This window comes from Hydrogenophaga sp., assembly GCF_030373225.1.
GTDB lineage: Bacteria > Pseudomonadota > Gammaproteobacteria > Burkholderiales > Burkholderiaceae_C > Hydrogenophaga.
Window position 1 is genome coordinate 1 of the sequence record NZ_JAUCZG010000038.1, and the last position, 21,750, is coordinate 21,750.

The following is a 21,750-nucleotide window of genomic DNA, read 5'->3' on the forward strand; positions in this document are numbered from 1 at the left end:
CGCGAAGGTGGCCGCACCGTTGGCGCCGGCGTCGTTGCCAAGATCATCGCGTAAGGAGCGGACATGTCTACCAAGCAAAAAATCCGCATCCGCCTGAAGGCGTTTGACTACAAACTGATCGACAGCTCGGCGGCCGAGATCGTGGACACAGCCAAGCGCACCGGCGCGATCGTCAAGGGCCCTGTGCCCTTGCCGACCCGCATGAAGCGTTTCGACATCCTGCGTTCGCCACACGTCAACAAGACCAGCCGCGACCAGCTCGAAATCCGCACCCACCAGCGCCTGATGGACATCGTGGATCCCACCGACAAGACGGTGGACGCCCTGATGAAGCTCGACCTGCCGGCTGGCGTGGACGTCGAGATCAAGCTGCAGTAACTGCGGCTCTCAAGCCAACCAGCGCTTCATGCGCTGGTTGGCTTGCACAAACAAAGCCCGCTGGTTATACTGGCAGGCTTTTCCGGATTTCGGTCCGGGGAGTTCGGTTTTGCCGATGCGGCCTGTCAATGATGCAGGTCGTACCCTTAAAACGTGTCGGCGCCCTTCGGGGAAGTCGATGCACCATCAGCCCCGGCCAATTGAAGTCGGGAACGGAGAAAACAATGAGTCTTAGCAACTCCCTCGGGTTGTTGGGTCGCAAGGTGGGCATGATGCGTCTGTTCACCGATGACGGGGACGCAGTTCCTGTCACGGTGGTCGATGTGTCGAACAACCGTGTGACACAGGTCAAAACCCTGGCCCATGATGGCTACGATGCACTGCAGGTCACCTTTGGTGCCCGTCGTGCTTCCCGCGTGACCAAGCCCGAAGCGGGCCACCTGGCCAAGGCCGGTGTTGAAGCGGGCGAGATCATCCAGGAATTCCGCGTCGCCTCCGACGTCGCTGCCCAGTACCAGCCCGGTGCCGTGGTGGCCCCCAACGCGATCTTCGCGGTGGGCCAGAAGGTGGACGTGCAAGGCACTTCGATCGGTAAAGGCTTTGCCGGCACCATCAAGCGCCACAATTTCAAATCGCAGCGCGCATCGCACGGCAACAGCCGTTCGCACAACGTGCCAGGTTCCATCTCCATGGCTCAGGATCCGGGTCGCGTGTTTCCGGGCAAGAAAATGACCGGCCACATGGGCGATGACACCAAAACCATCCAGAACCTCGACATCGTGCGCGTGGACGAAGCCCGTCAGCTGCTCATGATCCGCGGCGCTGTGCCCGGCTCGAACGGCGGTTTCCTGACCGTGCGTCCTGCCATCAAGGCCAAATCCAAGGGAGCAAACTGATGCAAGTTGAACTCCTGAACGACCAGGGTCAGTCGTCGTCCAACGTGGACGTGCCTGAAACCGTGTTTGGTCGCGATTACAACGAAGCCCTGATCCACCAGCTTGTGGTGGCCTACCAGGCGAACGCCCGTCAAGGCACGCGTGCACAAAAAGACCGCCAGATGGTCAAGCACTCGACCAAGAAGCCGTTCAAGCAAAAGGGCACGGGCCGCGCCCGTGCCGGTATGACGTCATCGCCCCTGTGGCGTGGCGGCGGCCGGATTTTCCCGAACAGCCCCGACGAGAACTTCACCCAGAAGATCAACAAGAAGATGTACCGCGCCGGCATGGCGTCCATCTTCTCGCAACTGGTGCGCGAAGGCCGTCTGGCCGTGGTCGACTCCATGAAGGTGGACTCGCCCAAGACCAAGCAACTGGCCGACAAATTCAAGGCCATGAACCTGCAATCGGTTCTGGTGATCGCCGACGAAGTCGACGAAAACCTGTACCTCGCCTCGCGCAACCTGCCCAACGTGCTGGTGGTCGAGCCGCGTTACGCCGACCCGCTGTCGCTGGTGCATTACAAGAAGGTCATCGTCACCAAGGCGGCGATCGACCAGCTCAAGGAGATGTTCGCATGAGCGTCACAAAATACGACGAAGGCCGCCTGATGCAGGTCCTCGTGGCACCGATCGTGTCCGAGAAGGCCACCCAGGTCGCCGAGCAGACCAACGCCGTGATGTTCAAGGTGTTGCGCGATGCTTCCAAGCCCGAGATCAAGGCCGCTGTCGAACTGATGTTCAAGGTGCAGGTCAAGGGCGTGTCCGTGCTCAATCAAAAGGGCAAGGCCAAGCGCTTTGGCAAGACCGTGGGTCGTCGCGACCACGTTCGCAAGGCGTACGTGACCCTCATGCCGGGTCAAGAGCTGAACTTCGGTGGGGAGGGCGTTTAATCATGGCAGTCATCAAGATGAAACCCACCTCGCCAGGCCGTCGCGGCATGGTGAAGGTGACGCGTGACCACCTGCACAAGGGTGAGGGCTACGCGCCGCTGCTGGAGCCTCAGTTCCAGAAGGCTGGCCGCAACAACAACGGCCACATCACCACCCGCCACAAAGGCGGTGGTCACAAGCATCACTACCGCGTTGTCGACTTCCGTCGCAACAAGGACGGCATCCCGGCCAAGGTCGAGCGCATCGAATACGACCCGAACCGCACGGCGCACATTGCACTGGTGTGCTACGCCGACGGCGAGCGCCGCTACATCATCGCGCCCCGTGGCGTCGAGGTGGGCGCAACGCTGTTGTCTGGTTCGGAGTCGCCAATTCGCGTCGGCAACACCCTGCCGATCCGCAACATTCCGGTCGGCTCGACCATCCACTGCATCGAGCTGCAGGTCGGCAAGGGCGCCCAGATCGCCCGCTCCGCCGGCGCCTCGGCCGTGCTGCTCGCTCGTGAAGGCATCTATGCCCAGGTTCGCATGCGCTCCGGCGAGGTCCGCAAGGTCCATGTCGATTGCCGTGCCACCATCGGTGAAGTGTCCAACCAGGAACACAGCCTGCGCCAGTTGGGCAAGGCCGGTGTCAAGCGCCACATGGGCATTCGCCCGACCGTTCGCGGTACCGCGATGAACCCGATCGACCACCCGCACGGTGGTGGTGAAGGCAAGACCGGCGAAGGCCGCGCTCCGGTGGATCCGTGGGGCAACCTGACCAAGGGCTACCGCACCCGCAACAACCGCCGCACGCAGTCGATGATCGTCTCGCGTCGCAAGAAGTAAAGGGTTGACAACATGACTCGCTCACTCAAAAAAGGCCCCTTCGTTGACCATCACCTGATGGCCAAAGTGGAGAAGGCCGTGTCCACCAAGGACAAAAAGCCCGTCAAGACCTGGTCGCGTCGCTCGATGATCCTGCCCGATTTCATCGGCCTGACCATCGCCGTACACAACGGCAAACAGCACGTGCCCGTGTACATCACCGATCAGATGGTTGGACACAAGCTCGGCGAGTTTTCGCTGACGCGAACGTTCAAGGGCCATCCGGCCGACAAAAAAGCGAAGAAGTAAGGAACAACCATGGAAACCCGTTCAATCGTTCGAGGCGTCCGCCTCTCGGTCGACAAAGGCCGACTGGTTGCCGACCTGATTCGTGGCAAAAAAGTCGATCAGGCCCTCAACATCCTGGCGTTCACGCAGAAGAAGGCCGCCGGCATCGTCAAGAAGGCTCTTGAGTCGGCCATCGCCAACGCCGAACACAACGACGGCGCCGACATCGACGAGCTGAAGGTCACGACCATCTACGTCGAACAAGGCACCACGCTCAAGCGCTTCTCGGCCCGCGCCAAAGGCCGCGGCAACCGCATCAGCAAACCCACGTGTCACATCTACGTGACGGTTGGCAACTGAAGAGGTCACAGGAATATGGGACAAAAAATCAACCCCACCGGGTTCCGCCTCGCCATTTCGCGCAACTGGGCCAGCCGCTGGTACGCGAGCAACCGTGACTTCGCCGGCATGTTGGCCGAAGACATCAAGGTGCGCGAGTACCTCAAGGGCAAGCTGAAGAACGCCGCCGTTTCGCGCGTCGTGATCGAGCGCCCCGCCAAGAACGCCCGCATCACCATTTACTCGGCACGTCCGGGCGTGGTGATCGGCAAGAAAGGCGAAGACATCGAGAAGCTGAAGAAAGAACTGGCCGCCAAGCTCGGCGTGCCGGTCGCGGTCAACATCGAAGAAGTGCGCAAGCCTGAAATCGATGCCAAGCTGATCGCCGACAGCATCACGCAGCAGCTCGAAAAACGCATCATGTTCCGTCGCGCCATGAAACGCGCGATGCAGAACGCGATGCGCCTGGGTGCACAGGGCATCAAGATCATGTCGTCGGGCCGCCTGAACGGCATCGAGATCGCCCGTTGCGAGTGGTACCGCGAAGGTCGCGTGCCACTTCACACCCTGCGCGCCGACATTGACTATGGCACGTCCGAAGCCAAGACCACCTACGGCATCATCGGTGTCAAGGTCTGGGTCTACAAAGGCGATACCCTGGGCCGCAACGATGCGCCCGTGGCCGCCGAGCCCCGTGCTGAAGAGGAGCGTCGCCCCCGTGGTCCGCGCCGTGAGCGTCCTGCAGGTCCCCCTGCGCGCGCTGCGGTTCGTCGCCCAGGTGCCAACGCCGCTCCGGCTGACGGCAGCGACAAGCCCGCTGTTGCCACCGACGGAACCGAAACCAAACCCGCCGTTAAGCGCGTTCGCAAAGACGCCGCGCCCGCATCTGCAGCTGCGGACGGCAAAGGAGAATAAACATGTTGCAACCTGCACGCCGCAAATTCCGCAAGGAACAAAAAGGCCGCAATACCGGTGTCGCCACCAGCGGCGCCACCGTCGCCTTCGGTGATTTCGGACTGAAGTCCACCGACCGCGGCCGCCTGACGGCTCGCCAGATCGAAGCCGCGCGTCGCGCGATTTCCCGTCACGTCAAACGTGGCGGCCGGATCTGGATCCGCGTCTTCCCGGACAAGCCGATTTCCCAGAAACCCGCCGAGGTCCGCATGGGCAATGGCAAGGGTTCGGTGGAGTACTACGTGGCCGAGATCCAGCCCGGCAAGGTGCTGTACGAGATCGTCGGTGTGCCCGAGCAGCTGGCCCGCGAAGCGTTCCAGCTGGCCGCTGCCAAACTTCCCTTGCGCACCACGTTCGTGACGCGCTTGTTGGGTCAGTGATTCAGGAGAACTCAAGATGAAAACTGCTGAACTGCGCCAAAAGGATGTGGCCGGCCTCGAAGCCGAAGTGAAATCGCTGCAAAAGGCCCACTTCGGTCTGCGCATGCAAAAAGCCACGCAACAACTCAACAACAACGCCGTGCTGGGCGACACCCGCCGCGCCATCGCTCGTGCCAAGACCATCCTGGCCGAGAAGCAACGCAACGCGGCTTCGGCCAAATAAGGAGTGACCATGACGGAAGCTAAAACATCCCTCAAGCGCACCTTGATCGGCAAGGTCGTCAGCGACAAGCGCGCCAAGACCGTGACGGTCTTGGTCGAGCGTCGCGTGAAGCACGAGCTCTACGACAAGATCGTGGCCAAGTCGAGCAAGTACCACGCCCATGATGAAAAGGGCGAGTACAAGACCGGCGACATGATCGAAATCACCGAGAGCCGCCCGCTGTCGAAGACGAAAAACTGGGTCGCGACCCGCCTGGTCCAGAAGGCCGAGCTGGTTTAAGCCCGATTCGCGCTGCCCGCAGCGCCGAACTGAAAAGCGACCGACAATGCCGGTCGCTTTTTCTTTTTCCGGGACCGATTGTTCGGTCCCTCACACCACGGCTCACAAGCCCGAAACCACTAGGAGCATTGCATGATTCAGGTTGGCGAAAAGATCCCGGCAGCAACGTTGATGGAGTACAGCGAAGTCGAAGGCAACGGTTGCAGCATCGGCCCCAATGCCGTGGATGCACACAAGGCCGCGGCCGGCAAAACGATCGCCGTCTTCGCGCTTCCGGGTGCCTTCACCCCGACCTGTTCGGCCAAGCATGTGCCCGGCTTCGTGGAACACGCCGCCGACTTCAAGGCCGCCGGGGTGGACGAGATCTGGTGCCTGAGCGTGAATGACGCCTTCGTGATGGGCGCGTGGGCGCGGGACCAGAAGACCGGCGACAAGGTTCGCATGCTGGCCGACGGCAGCGCCGATTTCGCCAAGGCCACTGGCCTCACACTGGATCTGACCGGTCGCGGCATGGGCCTGCGCAGCAACCGCTATTCGATGCTGATCAAGGACGGCGTGGTGAAGGCGCTCAACGTGGAAGCGCCGGGCAAGTTCGAGGTGAGCGACGCCGCCACCTTGCTGGCCCAGGCCAAGGCCGGCGTCTGAGCACGAGGTCTTGAGAAAAAGCCGCCGGTGGCGACACCGGCGGCTTTTTTCATGGGCTGTGGCAGCGCGCCGGCCTCAGAGGCTCACTTTGAGGTAGTGCGCGCCCGGTATGGGGTTGTGATAGTAGGGCGCCACCTCGACAAAGCCGGCCTCCTGGTACAGCGCACGTGCGGTCTCCATGTCGCTGAGCGTGTCGAGCAGCATGGTGGTGTAGCCGGCGAGCCGGGCGTCGCTCATGACCTGTTCCACCAGCAGCCGGCCCAGACCAAAGCCACGGAATGGTCGGCGCACATACAGGCGCTTCATCTCGCAGGCGTCCAGGTGGTCGGTGTTGGTGAGAGGGCGAAACGCACAGCATCCCGCGGGCTCGCCGTCCACGCTGGCCAGAAACACGGAACCGGCAGGCGCCGCGTAGTCGCCGGGCAGTCCGGCGAGTTCCGCACCGAACCCCTGAAAGCACAGGTCGATGCCCATGTCCGCCTGGTAGTCCAGGAACAGCGCACGGACCGTGTCCAGGTCGTCGGGGAATCGGGCCAGCCGGAGCGTGACGTCGGCTGTGTTGGAGGGCTTCATTCGTTGGCGAGGGGGGCTGGGGAGCGCGGGAAAGCCACTATACGACCAAGTCGGTGCCGGGAGCCATCAGAAGGCGTTGCCCAACTGGACCAGCCAGGCGACAGCCCCGGCGCACACGGCCAGGATCACCAGCGCGCGCGAGCGCGACGCAACGGTGTCGCGTGACTGCGGCAGATGGAGGCCTGCCGCCACCTGTTTGTCGCCCAGCACCATGGGCTGCACCAGGCTGTCTTTCTTGACCCACTTGTAGAAGAGGATGGCCGCTATGTGCAGCACCACCAGCGCGATCACGATGAACTTGCCCACATTCTTGTGGTATCCGGTTGCCAGCGCCACGGTGTCGCCCGAGACAAATCGAACGAGAGGCCCGAAGAAGGAGATTTCGTCGTCGCTCATGAGGCCGGTTCCCACCTGTGCCAGCAAGATCAACAGCAGCGCAAACACCGACAGAGCCCCCAGGGGCGAGTGGCCGACCCGGTGTTCTGGCCGGGCCTGACCGCGCAAGTAGGCCAGTACCGCAGACGGTGCAAACAGAAAAGTGCCAAAGCGCGACCAATGCCCGCCCACAAATCCCCAGACCAGGCGAAACAACAGCAGGGTGAGCACCGCATAGCCCAGCCGCAGGTGCCAGTTCATCCAGTTGCCGCCCACGTTGGCGGTGATCACGAGGCCGACGACGGCGGCCGCGAGCAGCCAGTGGAAGAGCCGGGTGGGCAGGTCCCAGACGCGAATGGTTTGCATGGTGAAGACAGCGCAGTTCAAAGGTGAGTGGAGCCAGGGGGCATGCCGTCGGTTCCAGGGGAACTTGAACGATGTCGGCACACTCTCGCACGGGCAGCACCTTCGCTGCCTTTACTTTTGTATTCAACCACGCTCAGGAGTGTTCATGAAAATTCTCGCCCCATTGGCCATGGCCGTTGCGTTTGCCAGTTTGTCTGCCCCGGCATTCGCTCAATTCCAGAAGCCCGAGGATGCCGTGAAGTACCGCAAGGCGGCCTTCACCGTGATGGCCAGCCACTTCGGGCGTGTGGGCGCCATGGCCAACGGCCGTGTCCCGTTCGATGCGAAGGTGGCGGCAGACAGCTCGGCCATCGTCGAGACCATGAGCAAACTGCCCTGGGAGGGTTTTGGTCCCGGCACCGACAAGGGCGATACCCGTGCGCTGCCGGCCATCTGGACCGAGCAGGCCAAGTTCAAGGAGGGCGCTGACAAACTGCAGGCCGAGGCGACCAAGCTGAGCGCTGCTGCCAAGACGGGCAACCTCGAGGCCGTGAAGACCGCCTTTGGCGCTGTGGGGCAGACCTGCAAGGCCTGCCACGACGCCTACCGCAAGGACTGATGGCACCTGCCGCCGGGCCTTCGAGGCAAAAAGCCGGGATCGAGGTCCCGGCTTTTTGTTGTCTGATGTTTTCGGCGCCTCAAGTCCGGGCCAGCAGTTTCTCGATGAGCTGGTGGAGCGCAGCAAAGTCGGGCTCGCCCACATAGCGTTTGACGATGCGTCCCTGCCGGTCCACCAGGTAGGTGGTGGGGGTCAGCTTGACGTCGCCCCATTGCTGCGCCACTTCGCCGGTGTTGTCCAGCGCCACCTTGAACGGCAGTTGACGGCTTTGTGCAAAGTTGAGCACCCAGTCGGGCGGGTCGTATTCCATGGCCACGGCCACGGTGTCGAACCCCTGGGCCTGGTACTTGTGCCAGGTGGCCACGATCTGCGGCATTTCCTTCACGCACGAAACGCAGGTGGTGGCCCAGAAGTTGACCAGCGTCACCTTGCCTTTGAGGTCGGCGGTGGTGGCCTTGGTGCCATCCAGCAGCACAAAGGTGGATGCGGGGGCGGTCTCACCGCCTGCACATCCCGAAAGGCCCAGCATGGCAGCGGCGCCCAAGGCGGTTGCCGCTGCCAGGCTGCGGCGGCGCGAGAGGCCGGATCGGTCGAGTTCGGTCATTGTGTTTTCATTTCCCGGGGGCTACATTGCCCCACGTCATCATTGCCAGCCTTCAGGAGACACCGCATGCAGCGCCGCCAGTTTACCCAGTCCACCGCCGCCATCGGCCTCCTGATCCTGGCGGCTCACCGGCAGGCAAGGGCCTTGACGCTGGGCGATCTCACCGAGCGCGACGCCACCCAGGGTATCCGGGTGGCCCTCGAAAAGGGTGCGTTGGCGGCCGTGGCACTGCTGGGGAAGACCGATGGATTCCTCGGCAACCCGAAAGTTCGGATTCCCTTGCCCGGTTTTCTGGAAGACGCGTCCCGCTTGCTGCAACTCACTGGGCAGGGCAAACGCGTGGACGAGCTCGTCACCAGCATGAACCGTGCGGCAGAGGCGGCCGTGCCCATGGGGCGCGACCTGTTGGTCAATGCCGTCAAGTCCATGAGCGTGTCCGATGCCAGAAACATCCTGGGTGGAGGCGACAACTCGGTGACGCAGTTCTTTGCCGAGAAAACGCGACAACCGCTGGGCGAGAAGTTCCTGCCGGTGGTGACGCGAGCCACCGAGAAGGTGGGTCTGGCCAACCAGTACAACAAGTTTGCGGGCCAGGCGGCAGGGTTCGGGCTGATCAAGTCCGAAGATGCCAACATCCAGCGCTATGTCACCGGCAAGTCGCTCGACGGCCTCTACACCATCATTGGTGAGGAAGAGCGCAAGATCCGCCAGGACCCGGTGGGCACCGGCAGTGCCATTCTCAAGAAAGTGTTTGGTGCGCTGAAGTGAGCGCCTGCTGAGCGCCCGGCGCTCAGTTTTTCTTGAGTTTGCCGCGCGCCTCCAGCAGGCGGGCCTGAAGATACTCGCCATAGAAGTCGGGCACGGCCACGCCCACCAGGCGCTCGGCGAGTTCCTTGCCGTCGGGGCCGAAGAACATCACCGTGGGCGTGAAGCGCGCTTTCCAGGCCCGCGCCTGATCGGCCGGTGTGGTGGTGTCGCCTGCGAAGCCCTGAAGGCTGGACTGGCGGTCGAGCACGTCGATCTGGACCGCCACCAGCTCACCGTCGCGGCGCATCGGTGCGAGGTAGTTGTTGCGCACCAGTTCGCAGTACACACAACCCTTGAGCGTGGTCATGACCACCAGCGGCTCGCCCCGGGCCGCCGCCGCCAGGGCGGCACCCCGCAGCGAGGTGGGTGTGGGCAGGACAGCAGCGGCGGCGGTGGCCATGGCGGTTTCCTCAGAGCGCACCGCTGCGCTGCAGCGCAGTGACTTGTTCGGGCGTGCTGCCCAGCCAGTCGGACAGCACCTCGGCGGTGTGCTGGCCGAGCAGCGGCGGGGGCAGGTCGTTGCGAACCGGGGTGGCACTGAGCTTGAGCGGGCTGGCAACCAGGTCCAGGTCGCCCGACAGCGGATGCGACCAGCGCTGCACCATGCCACGCGAGAGCACATGCTCGTCGGCAAACACCTCGGCCAGGTTGTTGATCGGGCCGCAGGGCACCTTGGCGGCTTCCAGCGCGGCGAGCCAGTCGGCCTTGCTGCGCGTCTTGAGAATGCTCTCCAGCATCGGCACCAGCAGGTCCCGGTGGCGCACCCGGTTCTGGTTTTGCGCGAATCGGGTGTCGCTCGCCAGTTCGGCCCGGCCCGCCACCGCGCAGAACTTGGCGAACTGGCCATCGTTGCCCACCGCCAGGATGATGTGCTGCGCCTGGCCCTGGGCGTCGGGAGCCACCTCGAACACCTGGTAAGGCACGATGTTGGCGTGGGCATTGCCGGCCCGGCCGGGAACCTTGCCGTCGTCCCGGCCGCGCACGAGGTAGTTGGCGCCCAGGTTGGCGAGCATGGCCACTTGCGTGTCGAGCAAGGCCATGTCGATGTGCTGGCCTTCACCGGTGCGTTCTGCGTGACGCAGCGCGGCCTGGATGGCCACCGTGGCGTACAGGCCGGTGAACAGATCGGCCACGGCCACGCCGACTTTCTGCGGGCCGCCACCGGGGCGGTCGTCGCGTTCCCCGGTCACGCTCATCAAGCCCCCCATGGCCTGGATGGCAAAGTCGTAGCCCGCGCGATCCTTGTAGATCCCGGTCTGGCCGAAGCCCGTGATGGAGCAGTAAACGAGCCGGGGGTTGAGGGCATGCAGGCTGTCGAAGTCCAGCCCGTAGCGCGCCATGTCGCCGACCTTGTAGTTCTCCACGAACACGTCGGCCCGGGCGGCAAGATCGCGGATCAGCGCCTGGCCCGCCGGGGTGGCGATGTCGCAGGTGATGGAGCGTTTGTTGCGGTTGGCGCCGAGGTAGTAGGCCGCTTCGGCGGTGTCGCTGCCGTCGCGCCCGCGCAGGAAGGGCGGGCCCCAGCCGCGTGTGTCGTCGCCGCCGGGGTGGTTGGCAGCGGGCGGACGCTCGACCTTGACCACGTCGGCGCCGAGATCGGCGAGGGTTTGCGTGCACCAGGGGCCGGCGAGCACGCGGGACAAATCGAGTATGCGGATACCATCCAGAGCATTCATGTTGCCATTGTGCGCGACGTCGCCGCGCCCGCGGTGTCGCCGCGGTGGCGGGTCCATTTCCATCCCATGCCTTCATCACCCATCGAGCGCGCCAAGCGTCGCTGCAGGCCGTTCGCCGCCTTGTTTCTGCTGGCGCTGGCCGCCTGCTATCCCACCTTCAACTGGCGCGAATGGCGTCCCGAGGGAACGCCGCTGCAGGCACTCATGCCGTGCAAACCCGAGACCGCAGAACGGTTGGTGCCACTGGGTGGATCTCCCACGGTGCTGCACATGCACAGCTGCAAGGTGGGCGACCTCACCTTTGCATTGGCCTGGGCCGACGCGAGCGATGCCGCGGCGGTGCCCGCCACCCTGGCCGACTGGCAGCGGGCCTCGCTGGCGACGATCCGGATCGATCCGGCGCTGCAGGCCGATCCAGCCCTGCGCTGGACCGCCACCGTGGCCGGTTCGACCATGGCGCAAGGCCTGAGCGCGCAGGGCACCGATGCCAGGGGACAGCCGGTGTCGACCCGGGCCGTGTACTTCGCGCGCGGCACGCAGGTGTTCCAGGCGGCCATTTACGGCGCGGCCAGCGACGAGGTGCGCAGCACTTTCTTTGACGGGCTGGCCCTGCCATGACCCCCGCGCCGACACACGCCAGCGGCGACGCGCTGGGGACGCGGGCCGCCGTCATCGTCTTCCTGACCTTTGCGATCGCGTATTTCCTGTCGGCGCTGGTGCGCGCCGTCACGGCCACGCTCTCGCCCACCCTGAGTCTGGAGCTGGACCTCAACGCCGGAGACCTCGGACTGCTGGCCGGGGGCTACTTTCTGGGCTTTGCGCTGACGCAACTGCCGCTGGGCAACTGGCTCGATCGGCATGGGCCGCGAAAAGTGATCCTGGCCTTCCTGGCGGTCGCGGTGATCGGTTGCATGGCGTTTGCACTGGCCACGAGCTTCTCGGGCCTGCTGGCCGCCCGCGTGCTCACCGGCATGGGCGTGAGTGCCTGCCTGATGGCCCCGCTCACCGGCTTTCGGCGCTGGCTCACACCCGCCACGCAGTTGCGTGCGAACTCCTGGATGCTCATGACCGGATCGCTGGGCATGGTGGCCGCCACGCTGCCGGTGCAATGGCTCATGCCCTACACCGGCTGGCGCGGGCTGTTCTGGTTGCTGGCCGCACTCATTGCGCTGTCGATGCTGGGCATTGCGCTCATCGTTCCGCGCTGGCGCCAGGCTGGCGCACGGTCGGTACAGGACCCTGCGCCCAGCTCGACCGGCTATGGCCTGATCTGGCGCAACCCGTATTTCCGCCAGATGCTGCCGATCGGTTTCGTCAACTATGGCGGCATGGTCGCGGTGCAAACCTTGTGGGCCGGGCCGTGGATGGTGAAGGTGGCGGGCTACACGCCGCAAGAAGCGGCCGCCGGCCTGTTCGGCATCAACCTGTCGATGCTGTGCACCTTCTGGCTCTGGGGCCTGGTCAATCCCCATCTGGCGCGCCATGGGCTCAAACCCGAAAGGCTGATCGCCTGGGGCCTGCCGCTGAGCTTCGTGGTGCTGGCCGCCATCGTGCTGCTGGGCGCCGACGCGGGCTGGGAGCTGTGGGCGCTGTTCTGTGTCAGCAGCACCTTCGTGTCGCTGTCGCAGCCGGCGGTGGCACTGGCGCTGCCGCCCGAGGCGGCCGGGCGTGCGCTCTCGGCCTACAACCTGGCCATCTTCGCGGGCGTGTTCGGCGTGCAGTGGGGCATCGGCCTGTTGATCGAGGCGCTCTCGGTGTTCGGCTGGAGCGAGCCCGTTCGCTACCGCGGTGCCGTGGCTGTCTTCGGGGTGTGTTGTGTCTTCGCCTACCTCGCTTTCTGGCGTGCCTGGCGGGGCCGCCCCGGCACCGGGGCCAGCTAAACTGCGGGCATGAACGGCATCCTCATCATTGCGCACGCGCCGCTGGCCTCGGCCCTGCGACAGTGTGTCATGCATGTGTTCCCCGACAGCGGCGAAGCCGTGGCGGCGCTCGATGTCCAACCCAATGTGCCACCCGAAGAATCACTGGCGCAGGCGCGTGCGCTCATGCGCCAGATGCAGCTTGCGCAGACCCTGGTGGTGACCGATGTGTTCGGCGCCACGCCATGCAACGTGGCGCAGAAGCTCATCGACGGCATCAATTCCAAACTCATCACCGGCGTGAACCTGCCCATGCTGCTGCGCACCGTGTCGTACCGGCATGAATCGCTGGACGCGCTGATCTCGCGCGCCATGATCGGTGCCACGCAAGGTGTCATCCAGGTGGCCGTGACCGCTCCGCAGAACCAGGCCAGACGAGCCACCCATGATCAAGACCACCGTGACCATCAGCAATAAGCTGGGGCTGCATGCACGCGCCTCGGCCAAACTCACCAAACTCGCCGGCGGCTTCGCCAGCGAGGTGTGGATGTCGCGTGGCGATCGCCGCGTCAATGCCAAAAGCATCATGGGCGTGATGATGCTGGCCGCGGGTCTGGGCAGCACCGTCGAGGTCGAGACCACCGGTGCCGACGAACAAGTGGCGATGGATGCCCTTGTTGCATTGATCAACGACAAGTTCGGCGAAGGCGAATGAGCTTCTCGGTCCATGGTCTCGCCGTCTCCCGGGGCATTGCCATCGGGCGGGCAGTGATCGTGGCCTCGAGCCGGATCGATGTGGCGCACTACTTCGTGCAGACGGAGCAGGTCGAGGGCGAGATCGAGCGGCTGCGCCATGCGCGCAACGAGGTGGCGGCGGAAATCCTCAAGGTGCAGCAGAGCCTGCACGACCTGGGGCCGTCGGACGCGCACCCCGAGCTCACCGCGTTGCTCGATGTTCACCTCATGCTGCTGCAGGACGAGCAGCTCACCGGCGGCGTGAAACACTGGATCGTCGAGCGGCACTACAACGCCGAGTGGGCGCTGACCACCCAGCTCGAGGTGATCGCGCGCCAGTTCGACGAAATGGAAGACCCGTACCTGCGCGAGCGCAAGGCCGACCTGGAGCAGGTGGTCGAACGCATCCTGCGCGCGATGCGCGGCGTGTCTTCGCCGGTCGTCAGCGGGCATCCGCACCCCGGGCAGGACAATGCGGTCGACGTGCCGCTGGTCTTGATTGCGCACGACCTGTCGCCCGCCGACATGCTGCAGTTCAAGCAGAGTGTGTTCGCCGGCTTTGTCACCGACGTCGGTGGCAAGACCAGCCACACCGCCATCGTTGCGCGCAGCATGGACATTCCCGCCGTGGTCGGCGCGCGCTCGGCCAGCCAGCTGATCGAGCAGGACGACTGGGTGATCATCGACGGCGATGCCGGCGTGGTGGTGATCGATCCCTCACCGATCCTGCTGGCCGAGTACGGATTCAAGCAACGCCAGGGAGAGGTCGAGCGCGAGCGGCTGTCGCGCCTGAAGAACACGCCCGCCGTCACGCTCGACGGTCAGAAGATCGAGTTGCTGGCGAACATCGAACAACCCGAAGACGCGGTGGGCGCCCTCAAGACCGGCGCTGTGGGTGTGGGACTGTTCCGCAGCGAATTCCTCTTCATGGGGCGCAACGGCAAGCTGCCCGACGAAGAAGAGCAATACCAGGCCTACAAACGCGCGGTCGAGGGCATGCAGGGCCTGCCGGTGACGATACGCACGGTGGACGTGGGGGCCGACAAGCCGCTGGACCGTGTGGCCCAGCGCGCGGGTGAAGACCACCTCAACCCGGCGCTGGGCTTGCGCGCCATCCGCTGGAGCCTGGCCGATCCGGCGATGTTCCTGGCGCAGCTGCGCGCCATCCTGCGATCGGCCGCGCACGGACCGGTGAACCTGCTGGTGCCCATGCTCGCGCACGCCAGCGAGATCCGTCAGACCCTGGCGCTGATCAACCGCGCGCGTGAGCAGCTCGAAGCGGCCGGTGTGCGGCAAGGCGCGGTCAAGCTCGGTGCCATGATCGAAGTACCGGCAGCCGCCCTCACCATCCCGCTGTTCCTCAAGCACTTCGACTTTCTCTCGATCGGAACCAACGACCTGATCCAGTACACGCTGGCGATCGACCGCGCCGACGAAGCTGTGTCTCACCTTTACGACCCGGTGCATCCGGCGGTGCTGCACCTGCTGGCCAACACCATCACGCAATGCCACGCCCAGGGCAAGGGTGTGAGCGTGTGTGGCGAGATGGCGGGTGACGTGGCCATGACGCGCCTGCTGCTCGGCCTCGGCCTGCGCAGCTTCTCCATGCATCCGTCGCAGATTCTGGCGGTCAAGCAGCAGATCCTGCGCTGCGACACCACGCGCCTGCAGACCTGGGCGCAGACGGTGCTGGCAGCGGAAGACCCGGCCGCATTGATGACGGACTGACCTTCAGTTGCCTCGCCGCGTGGCCATCACCGCTGCGCCCACGATCATCAGCGCGGCCAGGCCCACCGCCAGACTCGGCGTCTCTCCGCGCACCAGCAACAGCGTGAGGGTGGAGAGCAGCGGCGTGAGGAAACTGAGCACGCCGATCTGCCGTGCGTCGCCGCGTTTGAGCGCTGCATCCCACAAAAAGAAGGCGCCACCCAGCGGGCCCAGGCCGAGCACCGCAATCAGCAGCCAGTCTTTGGCTGACAGCGAGACCGCCGGTTCCAGCAGCACGTGGCAGAGCAGAGACAGCACACCGGAGACGAGCGCAAAGCTGCCGATGGCCGCTGTGGGAAAGAGCCGCACGCGTTTGGTCATCAACGAATAGCTCGCCCAGATGAAGGCCGACGCCAGGGCAGGGAGGTAACCCCAGGCCCAGCGGGCGTCACCCGTCTCGCCCGCACCACCCAGAATGGCCAGCGCCGCGCCGGCAAAACCCAGCAGGGCCGCAAAGATGTGCCGGCCGGTGAGCGACACGCCGGGCAGGAACAGCGGCGCCATCACCACGATGCCCAGCGGCCAGAGGTAGTTGACCAGGTTGGCCTGCACCGGCGGCGCGTGGCGCAAGGCGATGAAGAGCAGGAAGTGAAACCCGAACAGGCCATACACCCCGAGCGCCAGCGTGCTGGCCGGCACGCGCCACTGGCGGAAGTCGAAACGCGACAGCGGCAGGGCGATCAGGCTGCCCACCAGCAAGGACAGGCCGGTCAACAGAAACGGCGGCACGTGCGACAGCGCCACGCCGAGTGCGGCCAGCGAGGCCCAGAGCACGACCGCGCCGAGGGCGAGCAGGTTGGCGGGGTTCAAGCGGCGAGGCGAAGCACGCCGTGCGTCACTTCAGCACGCCGTGGGCTTGCTGGTCGGCGTGGTACGAGCTTCGCACCATCGCGCCGACCGCCGCGTGGCTGAAGCCCATCTTGTAGGCCTCGGTTTCGAACATCTTGAAGGTGTCGGGATGCACATAGCGACGCACCGGCAGGTGGTGGCCGCTGGGGGCGAGGTACTGGCCGAGGGTGAGCATGTCGATGCCGTGCGCGCGCATGTCGCGCATGACGTCCAGAATCTCTTCGTCGGTCTCGCCCAGGCCGACCATCAGGCCGCTCTTGGTCGGCACGTGCGGGAACAGGGCCTTGAATTTTTTCAGCAGGTTCAGGCTGAACTGGTAGTCCGAACCGGGCCGTGCTTCTTTGTAGAGGCGCGGCACGGTTTCGAGGTTGTGGTTCATCACGTCGGGCGGTGCGGCCTTGAGGATCTCCAGCGCGCGGTCGTCCCGGCCCCGGAAGTCGGGCACCAGCACCTCGATCTGCGTCTGTGGCGACAGGGCGCGGGTCTTCTCGATGCACGCGACGAAGTGGCCGGCGCCGCCGTCACGCAGGTCATCGCGGTCCACGCTGGTGATCACCACGTACTTGAGCTTGAGCTGTGCAATCGTTTTGGCCAGATTGTCGGGCTCGTCTGCATCCAGCGGGTCGGGCCGGCCGTGGCCCACATCGCAGAACGGGCAGCGCCGTGTGCACTTGTCGCCCATGATCATGAAGGTGGCGGTGCCTTTGCCGAAGCATTCGCCGATGTTCGGGCAACTCGCCTCCTCGCACACCGTCACCAGCTTGTTGGTGCGCAAGATGTCCTTGATCTCGTAGAAGCGGGTGGTGGGACTGCCTGCCTTCACCCGGATCCACTCGGGCTTCTTCAGCACCTCGGCCGGCACGATCTTGATGGGAATGCGCGACGTCTTCGCCTGGCTTTTCTGTTTGGCGCTCGCGTCGTAGCTCGCAGCGGGTTGGGCCTCGCGCACGGTGGTGTTGGTGGATTCAGCGGGGGTGTCGGTGCGGTTCATGGCAGCGGCGCGGATGGCGCGTGGAGTCAGGGTTGGTCAGGGTGACAAGGTGGCGCTGAGCTTCTGGCCGAGCACGTGCGCGGCCTCGTCCCATGAAACCGCCACGCCGATTGTAGAAAGGTCCACCGTCTGAAGGCCCTGGTAGCCACACGGGTTGATGCGCTGGAAGGGTTGCAGGTCCATGGCCACGTTGAGTGCGACCCCATGGTAGGTGCGGTGGCGGCTGACCTTGATGCCGAGCGCAGCGATCTTGCCCAGGCCGCAGAAATCGGGCTGCGGCGCCGGTTCGCCCGGTGCGCGGCGCTGTGGGCGCTGCGGCAGCAAGGCGTGGCTGAACGGATCGTCCAGCCGAACATAGATGCCGGGAGCCCCGGCCACACGGTGGCCCGTGACCTGGAAGGCGCCCAGCGTGCGGATCACGGCTTCCTCCACCCGGTACACGAATTCCTTGACGTAGTAACCCGCGCGTTGCAGGTCGATCAGCGGATACGCCACCACCTGGCCGGGGCCATGGTAGGTCACCTGCCCGCCCCGGTTGGTCTGCACCACGGGGATGTCGCCCGGGGACAGCAGGTGGTCTTCGCGGCCGGCCAGGCCCTGGGTGAACACGGGCGGGTGCTCGCAGATCCAGAGTTCGTCGGGCGTGCTGCCGGATCGCTCGGCGGTGAAGGCCTGCATCGCCTCATAGGTGGTGCCGTAAGACACCAGGCCCAGGTCCCGGATGTTCACAAGACGATCTTGACCATGGGGTGCGTGGTCAGCGTGCGGTAGAGCTCGTCAAGTTGTTCGCGGCTGGTCACATGCACCGACAGGGTGAGGCCCATGTAGTTGCCGGCCTTGCTCGGACGCTGCTCCACGGTGCCGGCATCGAAGCTCGCGTCGAAGGCTTTGGCGACATGGACCATGGCGTCGAGGAAGCCCTCGGCGTTCGCGCCCATCACCTTGATGGGAAATTGCGTGGGGTATTCGATGAGGGATTGTTCGGGCGGTATCTCGCGCGGATGTTCCATGCTGTCGCTCCTGTTCAGGCCGCCACGGCAGCCACCGCCCGCTGGTACCCGGCGTACAGCTTTGCATAGACCGGGCCTGGCCGACCCGCCTGGGCGCCGTGGCCCACGGGCAGTCCATCCAGCGAGGTGATGGGCAGCACTTCCTTGGTGGCCGAGGACAGCAGCAGTTCATCGGCGTCCAGCACTTCGGCCCGGGTGATGCGTCGAAGCTCGAAGCGCAAGCCTTGCGCCTGGCAGATCTCCTCGATCAGACCGAAGCGGATGCCCTCCAGCACGAGGTTGTCCTTGGGTGGGCCCATGACCACGCCGTCCTTCACCACCCACACGTTGCTGGCAGCGGCTTCGCTCAGGAAGCCGTCCCGGAACATGACGGTCTCGACGGCGCCTGCGTCTGCGCTGATCTGCCGCGAGAACACCGCGCCCAGCAGGCTGGTGCTCTTGATGTGGGCCTTCTCCCAGCGGAAGTCATTGGCCGTGACGCAGGCCACACCGTTTTCCCGCTGTGCCGGCGTGGCCAGCTTCATTTCGCTGGCCATCACGAACACGGTGGGCACGATCTGCGGCGGCATCACGTGGTCGCGCAGCGCCACGCCGCGGGTGACCTGGATATAGATCAACTGGTTGGGCGCACCGGTGGCGGCCTTCAGCGACATGGAAAGCCGCCGCGCAATGTCGGCCCACTCGTCGCGTGTCAGGGGGTTGCCGATGCGCAGCTCCGCGAGCGACCGGTCCAGCCGGGCCATGTGCTGCTCGAAACGAAAGGGCTGTCCGTTGTAGCAGGGCAGAACCTCGTAGACGCCGTCGCCGAAGATGAAACCACGGTCGAGCACGCTGACGTGGGCGTCTTTCAATGGCGTGTACACGCCATTGAGATAGCAGGTGGTGTCGGGCAGCACGGGCGGGGCGCCCCAGATGGAAGCAGTCATCGAAAGATTATCGGCGCCAGTTCGCCCACCGCACAGACAAGAGCCATTCGCCTTGACGGGCCCATGGGGTTTCTACGTATAATGAGCGGCTTTGCGAACGTCGCTCAACCGTAACCTGGCTGTAACCCTCCATGTCGACAATGCAACGCGTCGATCCGGACTCGCAGACCCAGGCAGATGGGGCAGATGGTGGGCAAGAGATCGAATTCAAGCCGCTGACGCGCGAAGAAGCGCAGCAGTGGCGAGCCAGCCAACCCCGGTTTTCGGTGTGGCGTCTGGTGGCGGTTCAGTTGTTGGCGGGATTGTCGGCGGCTGCCCTGGGTTGGTTGTTCACACAATCGGCATCGGTGGCGTGGTCGGTGCTCTACGGAGCGGCATCGGTGGTTGTGCCTTCGGCCTTGATGGCTTACGGCTTGACTTCCAGTGCCTTGAGTCGCCTGTTGGCGGGGTACGCGCAGGCGGCCTTTGCGGGATTTCTGTTGTGGGAGGGGGTGAAGATTCTGCTGGTGGTGGCCATGTTGTGGTCAGCCCCCCGGATCGTCCCCGATCTCAACTGGCTGGGCCTGTTGGCCGGCCTGGTGGTGGTTCTCAAGGTGTACTGGTTTGGATTCTGGATCCAGACCCGGCGCGCAAATCTAAACGGTTGAATTTCCGACATATCGGTGCAAACGAACATGGCAACTGAAGGCAGCGCTCTGACCCCCGGCGAATACATCCGCCACCACCTGGTCCATCTGACGAACAAGAAGCAGGAGTCGATCGTCGACTTTTCTGTCATCAACATCGATTCGGTGATCGTCAGTTCGCTGCTGGGCATCCTGATCTGTTTCGTGCTGTGGCTCGCCGCCCGCAAATCCACGGCCGGCGTGCCGGGCCGCTTTCAGGCGGCGGTCGAAATGCTGGTGGAAATGGTCGACAGCCAGGCCAAGGCCGTGATCCACAACGCCCACAGCCGCAAGCTGGTGGCACCGCTGGCGCTCACCGTGTTCGTCTGGATCTTCATGATGAACTTCATGGACATGATCCCGGTCGATCTGCTGCCCTCGATCTGGCACGTTGCCGGTCCGGCCATGGGTTACCCCGACTACCTGCGGGTGGTTCCCACCGCCGACCTCTCCACCACGCTGGGCCTGTCGGTCTCCGTGTTGTTGATGTGCCTGTTCTACAACATCAAGATCAAGGGCATCGGCGGCTGGACGCACGAGCTCGTCACGGCGCCCTTCGGCACCAGCAAGAACCCCATCTGGGCGCTGCTGCTGGGCCTGATCAACTTCCTGATGCAAATGATCGAGTTCGTGGCCAAGACGGTCTCCCACGGCATGCGATTGTTCGGAAACATGTTCGCGGGTGAGTTGGTCTTCATGCTGATTGCGTTGCTGGGTGGCTTTGCCTCCTTGTCGCTGGGTGGTGGACTTTTCTTCGTCGGACATGTGATCGCCGGCACGGTCTGGACCTTGTTTCACATACTGGTCATCACCTTGCAGGCGTTCATTTTCATGATGCTGGCCCTGATTTATCTCGGGCAGGCGCATGACGCTCACTGAGTTGCGCGGCCTGTCCTCGCTCTGAGTTCTCGTTTCTTTCTTTCCTTTTTTCAACTTTCGTTCATCTCATAGGAGTCATCATGGAAAACGTTCTGGGTCTTGTCGCACTGGCTTGCGGTCTCATCGTCGGTCTGGGCGCCATCGGCGCATCCATCGGCATTGCGCTGATGGGCGGCAAATTTCTGGAAGCGTCGGCCCGTCAGCCCGAACTGATGAACGACCTGCAGACCAAGATGTTCATCCTGGCCGGCCTGATCGACGCGGCCTTCCTGATCGGCGTGGCCATCGCCCTCCTGTTCGCCTTCGCCAACCCCTTCACGCTGGCTTAATGGGATTTGCTGCCACGCCAGGCGGCGTTCTGCACACCGGGGTCTCGATGACTTCCGGCGGGCAGCGCACCGGCGCAGCAGCATCGGCATCACCACTTATGTCAACACACAGAAAGGCGTTGCGATGAATATCAATGCAACCCTCTTTGCGCAGGCCATCGTCTTTGCGATCCTGGTGTGGTTCACGATGAAATTCGTGTGGCCCCCGATTGCCAAGGCGCTCGATGAGCGTGCGTTGAAGATTTCCGAAGGACTGGCGGCTTCCGAAAAAGCCAAGTCCGAACTGGCCGTGGCCAACAAGCGGGTGGAAGAGGAGTTGGGCAAATCGCGCAACGAAGCTGCCGTCCGACTGGCCGATGCCGAGCGCCGTGCACAGACCGTGATTGAAGAGGCCAAGGCGCGTGCAAGCGACGAAGCCGCCAAGATCGTGGCCGCTGCACACATGGAAGCCGAGCAGCAGGTCGTCAAGGCCCGGGAAGCCTTGCGCGAGCAGGTTGCTGCGCTGGCTGTCAAGGGGGCCGAGCAGATCCTCAAGCGCGAAGTCAACGCCGGCGTTCACGCCGAGTTGCTGGGTCGCTTGAAGACCGAGCTCTGATCCACCGATCCGGCAATCAAAGGTAAA

33 protein-coding genes are annotated in these 21,750 nt (G+C 64.2%); 23 read left to right on the plus strand and 10 right to left on the minus strand.

All coding sequences use genetic code 11. From position 1 onward, the window contains the following. Positions 1-63: 63 nt before the first annotated feature. The 12 genes from rpsJ (at position 64) to QUV35_RS16960 (ending at position 6,119) form a co-directional block, all read left to right on the plus strand. Positions 64-378, plus strand: a complete 315-nt coding sequence (gene rpsJ, locus QUV35_RS16905; RefSeq protein ID WP_056266806.1) for a 30S ribosomal protein S10 — start codon at positions 64-66, stop codon at positions 376-378. A gap of 224 nt (positions 379-602) precedes the next feature. Continuing rightward, positions 603-1,274 carry a 50S ribosomal protein L3 gene (rplC, locus tag QUV35_RS16910; RefSeq protein ID WP_056266802.1) on the plus strand — a complete coding sequence of 224 codons (672 nt, stop codon included), beginning with the start codon at positions 603-605 and terminating at the stop codon, positions 1,272-1,274. After that, positions 1,274-1,894 (plus strand): 50S ribosomal protein L4, encoded by a 621-nt coding sequence (gene rplD, locus QUV35_RS16915; RefSeq protein WP_300876775.1) that lies wholly within the window; start codon positions 1,274-1,276, stop codon positions 1,892-1,894. Before rplC ends, rplD begins: the two co-directional genes overlap by 1 nt. After that, positions 1,891-2,205 carry a 50S ribosomal protein L23 gene (gene rplW / locus QUV35_RS16920; RefSeq protein ID WP_056266794.1) on the plus strand — a complete coding sequence of 105 codons (315 nt, stop codon included), beginning with the start codon at positions 1,891-1,893 and terminating at the stop codon, positions 2,203-2,205. Before rplD ends, rplW begins: the two co-directional genes overlap by 4 nt. A gap of 2 nt (positions 2,206-2,207) precedes the next feature. Next, positions 2,208-3,032, plus strand: coding sequence for a 50S ribosomal protein L2 (gene rplB / locus QUV35_RS16925; protein WP_056266790.1), 825 nt, complete (start codon positions 2,208-2,210; stop codon positions 3,030-3,032). 12 nt (positions 3,033-3,044) lie between these two features. Further along, complete coding sequence (gene rpsS, locus QUV35_RS16930; RefSeq protein WP_056266785.1) at positions 3,045-3,320, plus strand: 30S ribosomal protein S19; 276 nt, start codon at positions 3,045-3,047, stop codon at positions 3,318-3,320. A 9-nt stretch (positions 3,321-3,329) separates the two neighbouring features. After that, positions 3,330-3,659: a 50S ribosomal protein L22 gene (gene rplV / locus QUV35_RS16935; protein ID WP_056266781.1), complete on the plus strand. Its 330-nt coding sequence runs from the start codon at positions 3,330-3,332 to the stop codon at positions 3,657-3,659. A gap of 15 nt (positions 3,660-3,674) precedes the next feature. Beyond that, on the plus strand, positions 3,675-4,553 hold the full coding sequence (gene rpsC, locus QUV35_RS16940; RefSeq protein WP_300876782.1) for a 30S ribosomal protein S3: 879 nt from the start codon (positions 3,675-3,677) through the stop codon (positions 4,551-4,553). Positions 4,554-4,555: 2 nt separating this feature from the next. Beyond that, on the plus strand, positions 4,556-4,972 hold the full coding sequence (rplP, locus tag QUV35_RS16945; protein WP_056266773.1) for a 50S ribosomal protein L16: 417 nt from the start codon (positions 4,556-4,558) through the stop codon (positions 4,970-4,972). 16 nt (positions 4,973-4,988) lie between these two features. After that, a complete protein-coding gene (gene rpmC, locus QUV35_RS16950) occupies positions 4,989-5,195 on the plus strand; it encodes a 50S ribosomal protein L29 (protein WP_159608378.1) in 207 nt (68 codons plus the stop codon). Positions 5,196-5,204: 9 nt separating this feature from the next. Continuing rightward, positions 5,205-5,474 carry a 30S ribosomal protein S17 gene (rpsQ, locus tag QUV35_RS16955; RefSeq protein ID WP_300650787.1) on the plus strand — a complete coding sequence of 90 codons (270 nt, stop codon included), beginning with the start codon at positions 5,205-5,207 and terminating at the stop codon, positions 5,472-5,474. Between the two features lie 132 nt (positions 5,475-5,606). Then, on the plus strand, positions 5,607-6,119 hold the full coding sequence (locus QUV35_RS16960; RefSeq protein ID WP_291212638.1) for a peroxiredoxin: 513 nt from the start codon (positions 5,607-5,609) through the stop codon (positions 6,117-6,119). 75 nt (positions 6,120-6,194) lie between these two features. On the opposite strand, the gene QUV35_RS16965 is transcribed toward QUV35_RS16960, so the two are convergent. Further along, positions 6,195-6,692: a GNAT family N-acetyltransferase gene (locus QUV35_RS16965; RefSeq protein WP_300876787.1), complete on the minus strand. Its 498-nt coding sequence runs from the start codon at positions 6,690-6,692 to the stop codon at positions 6,195-6,197. Between the two features lie 66 nt (positions 6,693-6,758). Then, positions 6,759-7,433 (minus strand): cytochrome b/b6 domain-containing protein, encoded by a 675-nt coding sequence (locus QUV35_RS16970; RefSeq protein ID WP_300876789.1) that lies wholly within the window; start codon positions 7,431-7,433, stop codon positions 6,759-6,761. A gap of 145 nt (positions 7,434-7,578) precedes the next feature. Here QUV35_RS16970 and QUV35_RS16975 point away from each other — a divergent pair, with 145 nt between their 5' ends. Further along, positions 7,579-8,031, plus strand: coding sequence for a cytochrome c (locus QUV35_RS16975; protein ID WP_300876792.1), 453 nt, complete (start codon positions 7,579-7,581; stop codon positions 8,029-8,031). A gap of 79 nt (positions 8,032-8,110) precedes the next feature. Here the strand turns inward: QUV35_RS16975 and QUV35_RS16980 are convergent, their stop codons facing one another. Further along, positions 8,111-8,560: a TlpA disulfide reductase family protein gene (locus QUV35_RS16980; protein WP_300876868.1), complete on the minus strand. Its 450-nt coding sequence runs from the start codon at positions 8,558-8,560 to the stop codon at positions 8,111-8,113. Positions 8,561-8,701: 141 nt separating this feature from the next. On the opposite strand from QUV35_RS16980, the gene QUV35_RS16985 reads away from it, so the two are divergent. After that, positions 8,702-9,403 carry a DUF4197 domain-containing protein gene (locus tag QUV35_RS16985; protein WP_300876795.1) on the plus strand — a complete coding sequence of 234 codons (702 nt, stop codon included), beginning with the start codon at positions 8,702-8,704 and terminating at the stop codon, positions 9,401-9,403. A 22-nt stretch (positions 9,404-9,425) separates the two neighbouring features. Here QUV35_RS16985 and QUV35_RS16990 read toward each other — a convergent pair whose 3' ends face one another. After that, a complete protein-coding gene (locus tag QUV35_RS16990; RefSeq protein WP_300876798.1) occupies positions 9,426-9,842 on the minus strand; it encodes a thioredoxin fold domain-containing protein in 417 nt (138 codons plus the stop codon). Positions 9,843-9,852: 10 nt separating this feature from the next. Then, complete coding sequence (locus QUV35_RS16995; protein WP_300876802.1) at positions 9,853-11,118, minus strand: CaiB/BaiF CoA-transferase family protein; 1,266 nt, start codon at positions 11,116-11,118, stop codon at positions 9,853-9,855. Between the two features lie 66 nt (positions 11,119-11,184). Here QUV35_RS16995 and QUV35_RS17000 point away from each other — a divergent pair, with 66 nt between their 5' ends. The 5 genes from QUV35_RS17000 to ptsP are packed head-to-tail and all read left to right on the plus strand — an operon-like array spanning position 11,185 to position 15,440. Further along, positions 11,185-11,736 (plus strand): hypothetical protein, encoded by a 552-nt coding sequence (locus QUV35_RS17000; RefSeq protein WP_300876805.1) that lies wholly within the window; start codon positions 11,185-11,187, stop codon positions 11,734-11,736. Next, complete coding sequence (locus tag QUV35_RS17005) at positions 11,733-12,998, plus strand: MFS transporter (RefSeq protein WP_300876807.1); 1,266 nt, start codon at positions 11,733-11,735, stop codon at positions 12,996-12,998. The genes QUV35_RS17000 and QUV35_RS17005 overlap by 4 nt, the downstream gene beginning before the upstream one ends. Before the next feature lie 9 nt (positions 12,999-13,007). Further along, the gene (locus tag QUV35_RS17010) at positions 13,008-13,454 is read left to right on the plus strand and encodes a PTS sugar transporter subunit IIA (protein ID WP_300876811.1); all 447 of its coding nucleotides are present in this window, start codon (positions 13,008-13,010) and stop codon (positions 13,452-13,454) included. Beyond that, complete coding sequence (locus QUV35_RS17015; RefSeq protein ID WP_300876812.1) at positions 13,423-13,692, plus strand: HPr family phosphocarrier protein; 270 nt, start codon at positions 13,423-13,425, stop codon at positions 13,690-13,692. The genes QUV35_RS17010 and QUV35_RS17015 overlap by 32 nt, the downstream gene beginning before the upstream one ends. Further along, positions 13,689-15,440: a phosphoenolpyruvate--protein phosphotransferase gene (gene ptsP / locus QUV35_RS17020; protein WP_300876814.1), complete on the plus strand. Its 1,752-nt coding sequence runs from the start codon at positions 13,689-13,691 to the stop codon at positions 15,438-15,440. The genes QUV35_RS17015 and ptsP overlap by 4 nt, the downstream gene beginning before the upstream one ends. Positions 15,441-15,443: 3 nt before the next feature. On the opposite strand, the gene QUV35_RS17025 is transcribed toward ptsP, so the two are convergent. Genes QUV35_RS17025 through QUV35_RS17045 form a run of 5 tightly spaced genes read right to left on the minus strand, consistent with a single transcriptional unit; the run spans position 15,444 to position 19,255 of the window. Continuing rightward, positions 15,444-16,289 carry a DMT family transporter gene (locus tag QUV35_RS17025; RefSeq protein WP_300876817.1) on the minus strand — a complete coding sequence of 282 codons (846 nt, stop codon included), beginning with the start codon at positions 16,287-16,289 and terminating at the stop codon, positions 15,444-15,446. Positions 16,290-16,314: 25 nt separating this feature from the next. After that, a complete protein-coding gene (gene lipA, locus QUV35_RS17030) occupies positions 16,315-17,319 on the minus strand; it encodes a lipoyl synthase (RefSeq protein ID WP_300876820.1) in 1,005 nt (334 codons plus the stop codon). A gap of 36 nt (positions 17,320-17,355) precedes the next feature. Then, positions 17,356-17,997, minus strand: coding sequence for a lipoyl(octanoyl) transferase LipB (gene lipB, locus QUV35_RS17035; protein WP_300876871.1), 642 nt, complete (start codon positions 17,995-17,997; stop codon positions 17,356-17,358). Between the two features lie 47 nt (positions 17,998-18,044). Continuing rightward, the gene (locus QUV35_RS17040) at positions 18,045-18,329 is read right to left on the minus strand and encodes a DUF493 family protein (RefSeq protein WP_300876822.1); all 285 of its coding nucleotides are present in this window, start codon (positions 18,327-18,329) and stop codon (positions 18,045-18,047) included. A gap of 14 nt (positions 18,330-18,343) precedes the next feature. Beyond that, positions 18,344-19,255, minus strand: a complete 912-nt coding sequence (locus QUV35_RS17045) for an aminotransferase class IV (RefSeq protein ID WP_300876824.1) — start codon at positions 19,253-19,255, stop codon at positions 18,344-18,346. A gap of 140 nt (positions 19,256-19,395) precedes the next feature. On the opposite strand from QUV35_RS17045, the gene QUV35_RS17050 reads away from it, so the two are divergent. The 4 genes from QUV35_RS17050 (at position 19,396) to QUV35_RS17065 (ending at position 21,723) form a co-directional block, all read left to right on the plus strand. After that, positions 19,396-19,902 carry an ATP synthase subunit I gene (locus QUV35_RS17050; protein WP_300876826.1) on the plus strand — a complete coding sequence of 169 codons (507 nt, stop codon included), beginning with the start codon at positions 19,396-19,398 and terminating at the stop codon, positions 19,900-19,902. A gap of 27 nt (positions 19,903-19,929) precedes the next feature. Beyond that, positions 19,930-20,799, plus strand: coding sequence for a F0F1 ATP synthase subunit A (atpB, locus tag QUV35_RS17055; RefSeq protein WP_300876829.1), 870 nt, complete (start codon positions 19,930-19,932; stop codon positions 20,797-20,799). Positions 20,800-20,879: 80 nt separating this feature from the next. Beyond that, positions 20,880-21,128 carry a F0F1 ATP synthase subunit C gene (gene atpE, locus QUV35_RS17060; RefSeq protein WP_069048607.1) on the plus strand — a complete coding sequence of 83 codons (249 nt, stop codon included), beginning with the start codon at positions 20,880-20,882 and terminating at the stop codon, positions 21,126-21,128. Between the two features lie 124 nt (positions 21,129-21,252). Beyond that, positions 21,253-21,723 carry a F0F1 ATP synthase subunit B gene (locus tag QUV35_RS17065; protein ID WP_300876831.1) on the plus strand — a complete coding sequence of 157 codons (471 nt, stop codon included), beginning with the start codon at positions 21,253-21,255 and terminating at the stop codon, positions 21,721-21,723. Positions 21,724-21,750: the final 27 nt, after the last annotated feature.

Excerpts from the sequence above, each read along its gene's own strand:
- rpsJ (WP_056266806.1), top strand. The coding sequence starts at position 64 with ATGTCTACCAAGCAAAAAATCCGCATCCGCCTGAAGGCGTTTGACTAC.
- rplC (WP_056266802.1), top strand. The coding sequence starts at position 603 with ATGAGTCTTAGCAACTCCCTCGGGTTGTTGGGTCGCAAGGTGGGCATG.
- rplD (WP_300876775.1), top strand. The coding sequence starts at position 1,274 with ATGCAAGTTGAACTCCTGAACGACCAGGGTCAGTCGTCGTCCAACGTG.
- rplW (WP_056266794.1), top strand. The coding sequence starts at position 1,891 with ATGAGCGTCACAAAATACGACGAAGGCCGCCTGATGCAGGTCCTCGTG.
- rplB (WP_056266790.1), top strand. The coding sequence starts at position 2,208 with ATGGCAGTCATCAAGATGAAACCCACCTCGCCAGGCCGTCGCGGCATG.
- rpsS (WP_056266785.1), top strand. The coding sequence starts at position 3,045 with ATGACTCGCTCACTCAAAAAAGGCCCCTTCGTTGACCATCACCTGATG.
- rplV (WP_056266781.1), top strand. The coding sequence starts at position 3,330 with ATGGAAACCCGTTCAATCGTTCGAGGCGTCCGCCTCTCGGTCGACAAA.
- rpsC (WP_300876782.1), top strand. The coding sequence starts at position 3,675 with ATGGGACAAAAAATCAACCCCACCGGGTTCCGCCTCGCCATTTCGCGC.
- rplP (WP_056266773.1), top strand. The coding sequence starts at position 4,556 with ATGTTGCAACCTGCACGCCGCAAATTCCGCAAGGAACAAAAAGGCCGC.
- rpmC (WP_159608378.1), top strand. The coding sequence starts at position 4,989 with ATGAAAACTGCTGAACTGCGCCAAAAGGATGTGGCCGGCCTCGAAGCC.
- rpsQ (WP_300650787.1), top strand. The coding sequence starts at position 5,205 with ATGACGGAAGCTAAAACATCCCTCAAGCGCACCTTGATCGGCAAGGTC.
- QUV35_RS16960 (WP_291212638.1), top strand. The coding sequence starts at position 5,607 with ATGATTCAGGTTGGCGAAAAGATCCCGGCAGCAACGTTGATGGAGTAC.
- QUV35_RS16965 (WP_300876787.1), bottom strand. The coding sequence starts at position 6,692 with ATGAAGCCCTCCAACACAGCCGACGTCACGCTCCGGCTGGCCCGATTC.
- QUV35_RS16970 (WP_300876789.1), bottom strand. The coding sequence starts at position 7,433 with ATGCAAACCATTCGCGTCTGGGACCTGCCCACCCGGCTCTTCCACTGG.
- QUV35_RS16975 (WP_300876792.1), top strand. The coding sequence starts at position 7,579 with ATGAAAATTCTCGCCCCATTGGCCATGGCCGTTGCGTTTGCCAGTTTG.
- QUV35_RS16980 (WP_300876868.1), bottom strand. The coding sequence starts at position 8,560 with ATGCTGGGCCTTTCGGGATGTGCAGGCGGTGAGACCGCCCCCGCATCC.
- QUV35_RS16985 (WP_300876795.1), top strand. The coding sequence starts at position 8,702 with ATGCAGCGCCGCCAGTTTACCCAGTCCACCGCCGCCATCGGCCTCCTG.
- QUV35_RS16990 (WP_300876798.1), bottom strand. The coding sequence starts at position 9,842 with ATGGCCACCGCCGCCGCTGCTGTCCTGCCCACACCCACCTCGCTGCGG.
- QUV35_RS16995 (WP_300876802.1), bottom strand. The coding sequence starts at position 11,118 with ATGAATGCTCTGGATGGTATCCGCATACTCGATTTGTCCCGCGTGCTC.
- QUV35_RS17000 (WP_300876805.1), top strand. The coding sequence starts at position 11,185 with ATGCCTTCATCACCCATCGAGCGCGCCAAGCGTCGCTGCAGGCCGTTC.
- QUV35_RS17005 (WP_300876807.1), top strand. The coding sequence starts at position 11,733 with ATGACCCCCGCGCCGACACACGCCAGCGGCGACGCGCTGGGGACGCGG.
- QUV35_RS17010 (WP_300876811.1), top strand. The coding sequence starts at position 13,008 with ATGAACGGCATCCTCATCATTGCGCACGCGCCGCTGGCCTCGGCCCTG.
- QUV35_RS17015 (WP_300876812.1), top strand. The coding sequence starts at position 13,423 with ATGATCAAGACCACCGTGACCATCAGCAATAAGCTGGGGCTGCATGCA.
- ptsP (WP_300876814.1), top strand. The coding sequence starts at position 13,689 with ATGAGCTTCTCGGTCCATGGTCTCGCCGTCTCCCGGGGCATTGCCATC.
- lipA (WP_300876820.1), bottom strand. The coding sequence starts at position 17,319 with ATGAACCGCACCGACACCCCCGCTGAATCCACCAACACCACCGTGCGC.
- lipB (WP_300876871.1), bottom strand. The coding sequence starts at position 17,997 with ATGCAGGCCTTCACCGCCGAGCGATCCGGCAGCACGCCCGACGAACTC.
- QUV35_RS17040 (WP_300876822.1), bottom strand. The coding sequence starts at position 18,329 with ATGGAACATCCGCGCGAGATACCGCCCGAACAATCCCTCATCGAATAC.
- QUV35_RS17045 (WP_300876824.1), bottom strand. The coding sequence starts at position 19,255 with ATGACTGCTTCCATCTGGGGCGCCCCGCCCGTGCTGCCCGACACCACC.
- QUV35_RS17050 (WP_300876826.1), top strand. The coding sequence starts at position 19,396 with ATGCAACGCGTCGATCCGGACTCGCAGACCCAGGCAGATGGGGCAGAT.
- atpB (WP_300876829.1), top strand. The coding sequence starts at position 19,930 with ATGGCAACTGAAGGCAGCGCTCTGACCCCCGGCGAATACATCCGCCAC.
- atpE (WP_069048607.1), top strand. The coding sequence starts at position 20,880 with ATGGAAAACGTTCTGGGTCTTGTCGCACTGGCTTGCGGTCTCATCGTC.
- QUV35_RS17065 (WP_300876831.1), top strand. The coding sequence starts at position 21,253 with ATGAATATCAATGCAACCCTCTTTGCGCAGGCCATCGTCTTTGCGATC.